A 7,238-nucleotide genomic window follows, 5' to 3' on the forward strand; every position below is an offset into this window, starting at 1 on the left:
CAGATTCGTCAGCAAACTGAACATCGTCAATTTCTACCAAAGTGTTTAAGTAAGTATCACTAAATGCTTGAGAAAGCGTTATGTTATGAATAATGGCATCTTCACTAACTACATCACAAGAAGGAATTAAATAATTTTTATACTCTAAACCAGATAGTCTATCAACAGCGTATTGTTCTGTTGGAGGAGCTCCAAAAATCAAACCTCTTCCATAACTGGTAGGATTTGCATAAGCCAAACCGTTTAGTTTTAAAAAGACTTTTTTGCCTGGGAAAAAGGTTTTTGTGTAAGCATTTACTTCATCAACTGAAAGGTTAAATCCTTTTGATCCATCTACAGGTTGAAAGTACATACTTTTATAGAAATTCCCACCTTCGTCGCTTGAAATTACGTAGGCTTCAATATAATCGTTAATTTCTCCCTTTGTTAGATCAGCAGGATCTATATACTGATGATGAATAACAGTTGTCCCATTTGTAGGCGCACTTGCATATAAATCTGCAACTTCCTTGGTTTTTGTCAATCCTGGACTAACGCAAGTATCTTGAACAGGAGTATTAAAAGTATCATTTACACAGCTTGAAAACAAACTAGCTGAAATAATAACTATGGCTATATTTTTTATTTTATTTTTCATAATGCTTTATTTTAAAAGGTTAAATATACATTTACCATATATGTTCTTCCGTATCCATAGAAATATTTTGGAGCAAATACCCCATGACCACCACTTTGGCGGTCCTCAAACTCTTGTCTGTAAGTTGCATTTCTAGATTGTTCGAAACCTCCAGTTTTATAGGTAATATCTAAAACATTATTTACGGTTGCGAAAAGCCCTAAAGTTTTTCCATCTATTCTCCAAGTTTTTCCTCCCACAAGATTAAATAGGTAGAAAGAGTTAAACTTTTCTTGTTTCAAATAACTGTCTGCTAAACTTTGGTCTATTGTTATTCCTGCGTTATCAACATTCGTGTAGAAATTATCGGTTCTTCTTATTGAAGATACATCAAGATAATTGTCAGCTAAATAATTGGCGTTAGCACCAATCCACCAAAATTTTGGGTCTCTATATTCTATTCCAACTGAATAAGCTTGTTGAGGCATTCCCGCTTGTTTATATCCTGCTAAATGCGTTTGACCGTATTGTGTTACTGTTGAAGAAGCATCATCAGTCAAACTTACATTTGGATTATTTGTGATGGTATATTCTCCATAAGCAGCAACTCCAGTAACTTTGATAGTTGATGTTAATTGATATTCAAGTCCAGCTTCTATACCTCTATTCTTTTTATTCATTCCAGTAACTACCTCAGAAACAAACGCTCCGTTTCCAGCACTACTTACCGCATCAGCGTAATAAAAGTTTATGTCGGTTGCATTTAATGTTTCAGAGAAATATCCTGTGAAACGTGCTTTGAATTTTGGAGCTTTAACTACATAACTCACATCTACTCCTTTGATGGTTTCATTTGAAATCCCTTCTGTAATAGAATTATTTACACGAGAATTTGGAAAAACATCTTTAGAATTTGGTGATTTTGTCATATAAATTCCGTTGAAGTCTATGAAATTTCTTCCAGTTAATTTATAGGTTAAACCTCCTTTGAATCCAAAGTTGTCAAAAACCTTTTTTTCACTTTTTCCAAAAGAACTTGTTGGGTAATAACCGTTTTTATACAAACCATCTCTTTGATAATTTGAACGTGAGAAAGTTTGTGCTAAATAGAAATCTACCTTTTTGTAAACAAATTTAAACTGTGTAAAGGCATCTAATTTATTTACATCAATATTATAATTGTATCCATAATGTTCGCCCACACCCAATGTTCTAAATGGATTATTCAAATCTGATTGTTGTTGGTTTTCATTCAAACCAAAAGTGCTTATATCTTTGAAAAAAGTTCCTCCCAAAAGATCAAGCATATTTTTGAAATTCTTAGTTTTTGAAGACAAGTAATTTACCCCAGCGGTTAATATTACATTATCAGAAAGTTGAGAAGTTAAATTCGTATTGAAAGTGGCAATATTTTCATCGCTTCTGTCTTCATATAACACGACACGGCTTCCGTCAACGACTGCCGCAGGCTCTCCATTTACTCGGTAGATTTCTTTCCAATCTAATTGTTTGTTGGCAAGAAATTTAACTCTTGTTGCTTCTGCATTAGCAATATTAGCTGGCGAATCGCCTGTGTAAACACCATTAAAGAAATAATTAGAATAAAAACTTGGTAATTTTCTATAATATGTTGGGTCAGGATTGTCAGATTCTGTATAGTCCAATCGACTATTCCCTATTTGACCTGTTTGATAAGAAATTGTGGTATTCAAATTAGTCTTAGTATTTACTTTCCAATAATGGGTTAACATAAATAAAGGCTCCTCGGTACTTTTAACTCTCGAATTTCTTTTTTCGCCTTCTTGGTAACCCCAATAGGAATTGTATTTTTGCCCACCTAATTCAGTTTGTTCGGCAGTATTTGGAGAATTTTTGCCTCTTTTATTCTGAGCATAAATAGCAGTAAAGTTTAAACTATTGTTGTCGTTGATTTTCTTTTCAACACTCGCAAATAAAGAATTGGCTGCATAATTTGTTCCTTCATAGTAACCATCCTGAGCCCAACGTCTTCCGCCAGAAACTACATAAGCCCAACCATCTTTATTCATTCCAGAGGCAGTTGTTCCCATTGCTCTAAAACTATAATTGGTATTAGTATTAAGAAAGGAAATTCTTGTTCCAGGTCTGTATATGGAAGCTCGTGTGTTAATTTCTTGAGTTCCAGCAATTCCTCCAAAAGAGTAATCTGAAGGAGCCGAACCGTTAGTGAATTCTTGATTTCTAGTAGCATCGTTCAAACCACCCCAATCTCCATATTGTGGTCTTCCGTCTGCGACACGATTCATAGAAATTCCATTGATCATCACATTAGAATATTCATTATCTATTCCTCTTACGCTAAATCTAGCAGCACCAAAATTATAAGCAGCAGCCTGTAAAAAGATATCCTTACTTGCTTGAAGCAAACTAGCAGTACTTTCTGAGCCACTATTGTCATCACTCAAATCATTTTCTGAAATGGTAATCAAGCCCGATATTTTTTCTTGGGTTAAGTCTGTTTCTAATGTAATGATTCCTAAATCTAATAATTGTCCGTCAACAATTTCTAGTTGAATTAACTGATCTTTGTAACCAAAGCTTTTTACAAGCAATAGTTGTTTTCCTGTAGGAATGTTTTCAAAAGAAAATTTTCCGTTAGAATCTGATAACTGCGTCAAATTTGTGTTTTGAATTGAAGCCACAACGCTTTGTATTGGTTTCTGTGTTTTGGAATCAACTACCTTTCCTGAAATTCCGGTAATTGACTGCCCAAAAGTAAACACCACTTGCATTACAAATAATGTACTAATAATAAGTTTTTTCATAGATAAAAATAAATTAAGGGTAGTGAAGAAAATTAATTTCTTAATGACTACAAAGCTACATTTATAATTTTTATTATCTACTTTTGTCCCTAAGTTTTTGTTAAAAATTTCATCAAAACCAAGCCATATCATGAGAATTAAAAATTTTATCGTCCTTTTGTTTGTTTTATCTTCAATGTTGGAGGCTAAAGCACAAGTAAAAAAATATGCAGTGCATACTGTTGCTTTCTATAATTTCGAGAATTTATTTGACACCATCAACAATCCTAATAATGATGAGGAATGGACTCCAACTGGAGCACAAAACTGGACTTCAAAAAAATACAACCAAAAACTTCAAAACCTTTCGAGAGTTATCATGCAAATAGGCACCAATGACCAACAAAAAGAAGCGCCAACATTTATTGGATGTTCTGAAATTGAAAACCGTGGCGTTCTTGAAGATTTAATAAAAACGCCTAATCTAGTCAATCTCGATTACGGAATTGTGCATTTTGATTCTCCCGACAAAAGAGGAATTGATGTGGGACTTTTATATCAAAAGAAATATTTCAAACCCACAAGTTTTGTCAATATTCCATTGATAATTTATAGAGGAAATAATAATGAAAAGGATAAAGAAACAGAAGAAGACAAAGCTGATAAAGATAAAATAGAAGTTACTAAAGACAATCGTATTTATACGCGTGATATTCTGTTAGTTACTGGTTTTCTTGATGGCGAAGAAATTAACTTATTAGTCAATCACTGGCCTTCGCGTTCTGGTGGTGAGAAAAAAAGCAGCCCTTTCCGTGAAGCTGCAGGAAGACTAGCTAGGAAAGTAATGGATTCTGTTTATAAAGTAAATCCCAATGCCAAAATCATTTTAATGGGAGATTTGAATGATGGAGCTTATAACAAAAGCGTAAAAGAAGGTGTTGGAGCCAAGTTAAAAAAATCGGAAGTAAAACAATTTGGCGTTTACAATCCTTTCGAACAAATGGCCAAAGACGGAAATGCCTCTTTGTTTTATAGAGATGCAGGAGATATTTTTGACCAAATTATGGTTTCCGAAACATTAATCAAGACTGATTTTTCTTCTTTTCAATATTGGAAAGCTGGAATTTACAACAAGCCGTTTATGATTCAAACTACAGGTCAATACAAAGGATATCCGCTTAGACATCAAGCAAATGAGGTGGGATTTAGTGACCACTTTCCCGTGTATGTTTATTTGATTAAAGAAGTTAAATAATTTAAAAAACAAATAAAATGAAAAATTTAATTTTAGTATTTCTGTTCGCATTTTCGACAAATTGTTTTTCTCAAGACACCATTACAACTGTCAAAGTCAAAGAATATATGGACAAAGAAGTTTGTGTAGTTGGAAAAGTGGTTTCATTTAAACTCGCTTCAGAAGGGAAAAACACGAATTTCATTAACATCGACAAACCTTATCCAGAAAGTATTTTTAGTGTAGTAATCACGAACAGTTATCTCGAAAAACTAAACATTAAAATCGAAGATTTAAAAGATCGAGTTATTTATGTAAAAGGAACAATTTCCACTTATAAAAACGACCCAAAACAAATTCCTCAAATATTCAATCCGATAAGCATTGATGTTAAGAAAGAGTGATTTTGAATCAATTTAAAACACTTATGTTTTATCTTTTCAATCTAGCAAACGTGAAAGTTTAATAATTCTGCCCACAAAAATTGCGAAATCATCATAAAAGCTATTCTACTATTTTTAGTTTAGGATTAATAGGCGCTTTTTAGGATTAAAAGTTATACTTTTGCAAAAACAAAATAGAGCATCCACAAATGGACGATTATTATTCGGAGAAAAGAAAAGATAAACAGGAATAGTCGTTGCATAATGTAAGCGTTATTCCTAAAAAAACGTTTTGCATTATGATTACTTATTACAAAAACAATAATGGTTTAACTCAAACCGAAAACCGTGAAGACAACTGCTGGATTAATGTAGTTTGTCCCACAAAAGAAGAAACCAAATTTCTTCTCAAAGAACTGCAAATTCCCGAAGATTTTTATAGCGATATTGAAGATATTGACGAACGACCACGTATCGAGACCGAAAACGATTGGACGCTTATTATTCTTAGAATTCCTTTCAAAAGCAATGACCCAAAATTACCATTCAACACAGCTCCATTAGGCTTAATGTTCAAAGATGATGTTTTTGTATCTCTTTGTTTTCACCAAACAGACATTCTTTCAGATTTTGTCACTTACACAAAACGCAAAAAAATCACTATTGAGAACGATTTTGATTTAGTGCTAAAATTATTGCTTTCCTCAAGCATTTGGTTTTTAAAATATCTAAAACAAATTAATCAACGAATCAAACTCGCCGAAGATAATCTTGAAAAATCCATTAAAAATGAAGAACTTCAGGCCTTGTGGCAAATAGAAAAATGTTTGGTTTTCTTTGTCACTTCCTTAAAAGGTAACGATGTTTTGTTTCGCAGAATCAAAAATTTAAAAGCTCAAAAAGACACATTTGATCCAGAATTGCTCGAAGATGTTGAAATCGAATTACGCCAAGCCGAAGAAACTACTAATATTTACAGTAACATCTTAACCGGAATGATGGATGCTTATGCTTCAGTAATTTCAAATAATTTGAACGTAATTATGAAACGGTTGACTTCCATTTCAATCATTTTGATGATTCCCACAGTTATAGCAAGTTTATACGGAATGAATGTACCCAACAATCTTCAACTAAATCCCTTCGGATTTTGGATTGTTTTAATGATTTCTCTCGTGATTTCTGTTTCCAGTGTATTTTTGTTTAAGAAAAAGAATTTGTTCTAAAATTTTCAAAGCCCATTTACTTTTTCCGTTCCCTTTGCTTTGGTTGTATTTTAAATAGATACGGTTTCTAAAACCGTAAGATTTTGGAATAGAATTTCATTTTTTAACGTATTAAATTTTAGTCATTTACTTTCTTTTTCATCTTTATATAATATATTTGTATTAAAATATAACAATTATAACTAAAAAAGTTACAATGATAACAATAACCGACCAATTTGGAATACAATCAGCCTTAAAACAATTAGGTATTGAAGCCATAAACGAAGGCACATCGACCGGAGCAAACAACTTTGCCAACGGCAAAATCATCGAAAGTTATTCGCCTGCTGATGGAGCTTTAATAGCAAAAGTTAAAACTTCTACTAAAGAGGATTATGAAAAAGCAATGCAAAAAGCATCAGAAGCTTTCTTAGAATGGCGTTTGGTTCCTGCACCAAGAAGAGGTGATATCGTTCGCCAAATGGGAGATGAATTAAGAAAATTCAAAGAGCCTCTTGGCAAATTGGTTTCTTACGAAATGGGAAAAAGCCTTCAGGAAGGTTACGGCGAAGTTCAGGAGATGATAGATATTTGTGATTTTGCAGTAGGATTATCACGTCAATTATACGGATTAACGATGCACTCAGAACGTCCAATGCACAGAATGTATGAACAATACCATCCAATTGGAACCGTTGGAATCATTTCGGCATTTAATTTTCCAGTTGCGGTTTGGAGTTGGAACGCAATGATAGCTTTTGTTTGTGGTGATATTGCCATTTGGAAACCAAGTTCAAAAGTGCCTTTATGTGGTATTGCTTGCCAGAATATTATAAAAACAGTTCTCAAAAGAAACAATGTTCCCGAAGGTGTAAGTTGCTTGGTAACCGGAAACGAATCAGGAGATTTAATCAATAACGATAAACGAATTCCATTAGTTTCTTTTACAGGTTCTACTAGAATTGGGCGTCACGTTTCAAAAACTGTTGCAGAACGTTTTGGAAAAACCATTCT

6 protein-coding genes are annotated in these 7,238 nt (G+C 33.1%); 4 read left to right on the forward strand and 2 right to left on the reverse strand.

Going from position 1 to position 7,238, the window contains the following annotated elements; genetic code table 11:
* Together PHC28_RS13155 and PHC28_RS13160 are read right to left on the reverse strand one after the other, a co-directional pair.
* The coding region (locus PHC28_RS13155; protein ID WP_300101346.1) for a DUF5689 domain-containing protein at positions 1-637 on the reverse strand (637 nt) is incomplete at its 3' end.
* 11 nt (positions 638-648) lie between these two features.
* Positions 649-3,420 carry a carboxypeptidase-like regulatory domain-containing protein gene (locus PHC28_RS13160; protein ID WP_300101348.1) on the reverse strand — a complete coding sequence of 924 codons (2,772 nt, stop codon included), beginning with the start codon at positions 3,418-3,420 and terminating at the stop codon, positions 649-651.
* 130 nt (positions 3,421-3,550) lie between these two features.
* On the opposite strand from PHC28_RS13160, the gene PHC28_RS13165 reads away from it, so the two are divergent.
* The 4 genes from PHC28_RS13165 to PHC28_RS13180 form a co-directional block, all read left to right on the forward strand.
* The gene (locus PHC28_RS13165) at positions 3,551-4,654 is read left to right on the forward strand and encodes an endonuclease/exonuclease/phosphatase family protein (RefSeq protein ID WP_300101351.1); all 1,104 of its coding nucleotides are present in this window, start codon (positions 3,551-3,553) and stop codon (positions 4,652-4,654) included.
* Positions 4,655-4,671: 17 nt separating this feature from the next.
* Entirely contained in the window at positions 4,672-5,037 is a 366-nt protein-coding gene (locus PHC28_RS13170; protein ID WP_300101354.1) for a hypothetical protein, read from the forward strand.
* Positions 5,038-5,315: 278 nt separating this feature from the next.
* Positions 5,316-6,242, forward strand: a complete 927-nt coding sequence (locus tag PHC28_RS13175; protein ID WP_300101358.1) for a magnesium transporter CorA family protein — start codon at positions 5,316-5,318, stop codon at positions 6,240-6,242.
* Between the two features lie 196 nt (positions 6,243-6,438).
* Positions 6,439-7,238: aldehyde dehydrogenase family protein (locus tag PHC28_RS13180; RefSeq protein WP_300101361.1), on the forward strand; the 800-nt coding region annotated here is incomplete at its 3' end.

The organism is Flavobacterium sp. (assembly GCF_028712645.1).
In the GTDB taxonomy this organism is placed as follows: Bacteria; Bacteroidota; Bacteroidia; order Flavobacteriales; family Flavobacteriaceae; genus Flavobacterium.

Bases quoted from the DNA above. Each gene is read 5' to 3' on its own strand.
- PHC28_RS13175 (WP_300101358.1), top strand. From the start codon at position 5,316: ATGATTACTTATTACAAAAACAATAATGGTTTAACTCAAACCGAAAAC.
- PHC28_RS13165 (WP_300101351.1), top strand. From the start codon at position 3,551: ATGAGAATTAAAAATTTTATCGTCCTTTTGTTTGTTTTATCTTCAATG.
- PHC28_RS13170 (WP_300101354.1), top strand. From the start codon at position 4,672: ATGAAAAATTTAATTTTAGTATTTCTGTTCGCATTTTCGACAAATTGT.
- PHC28_RS13160 (WP_300101348.1), bottom strand. From the start codon at position 3,420: ATGAAAAAACTTATTATTAGTACATTATTTGTAATGCAAGTGGTGTTT.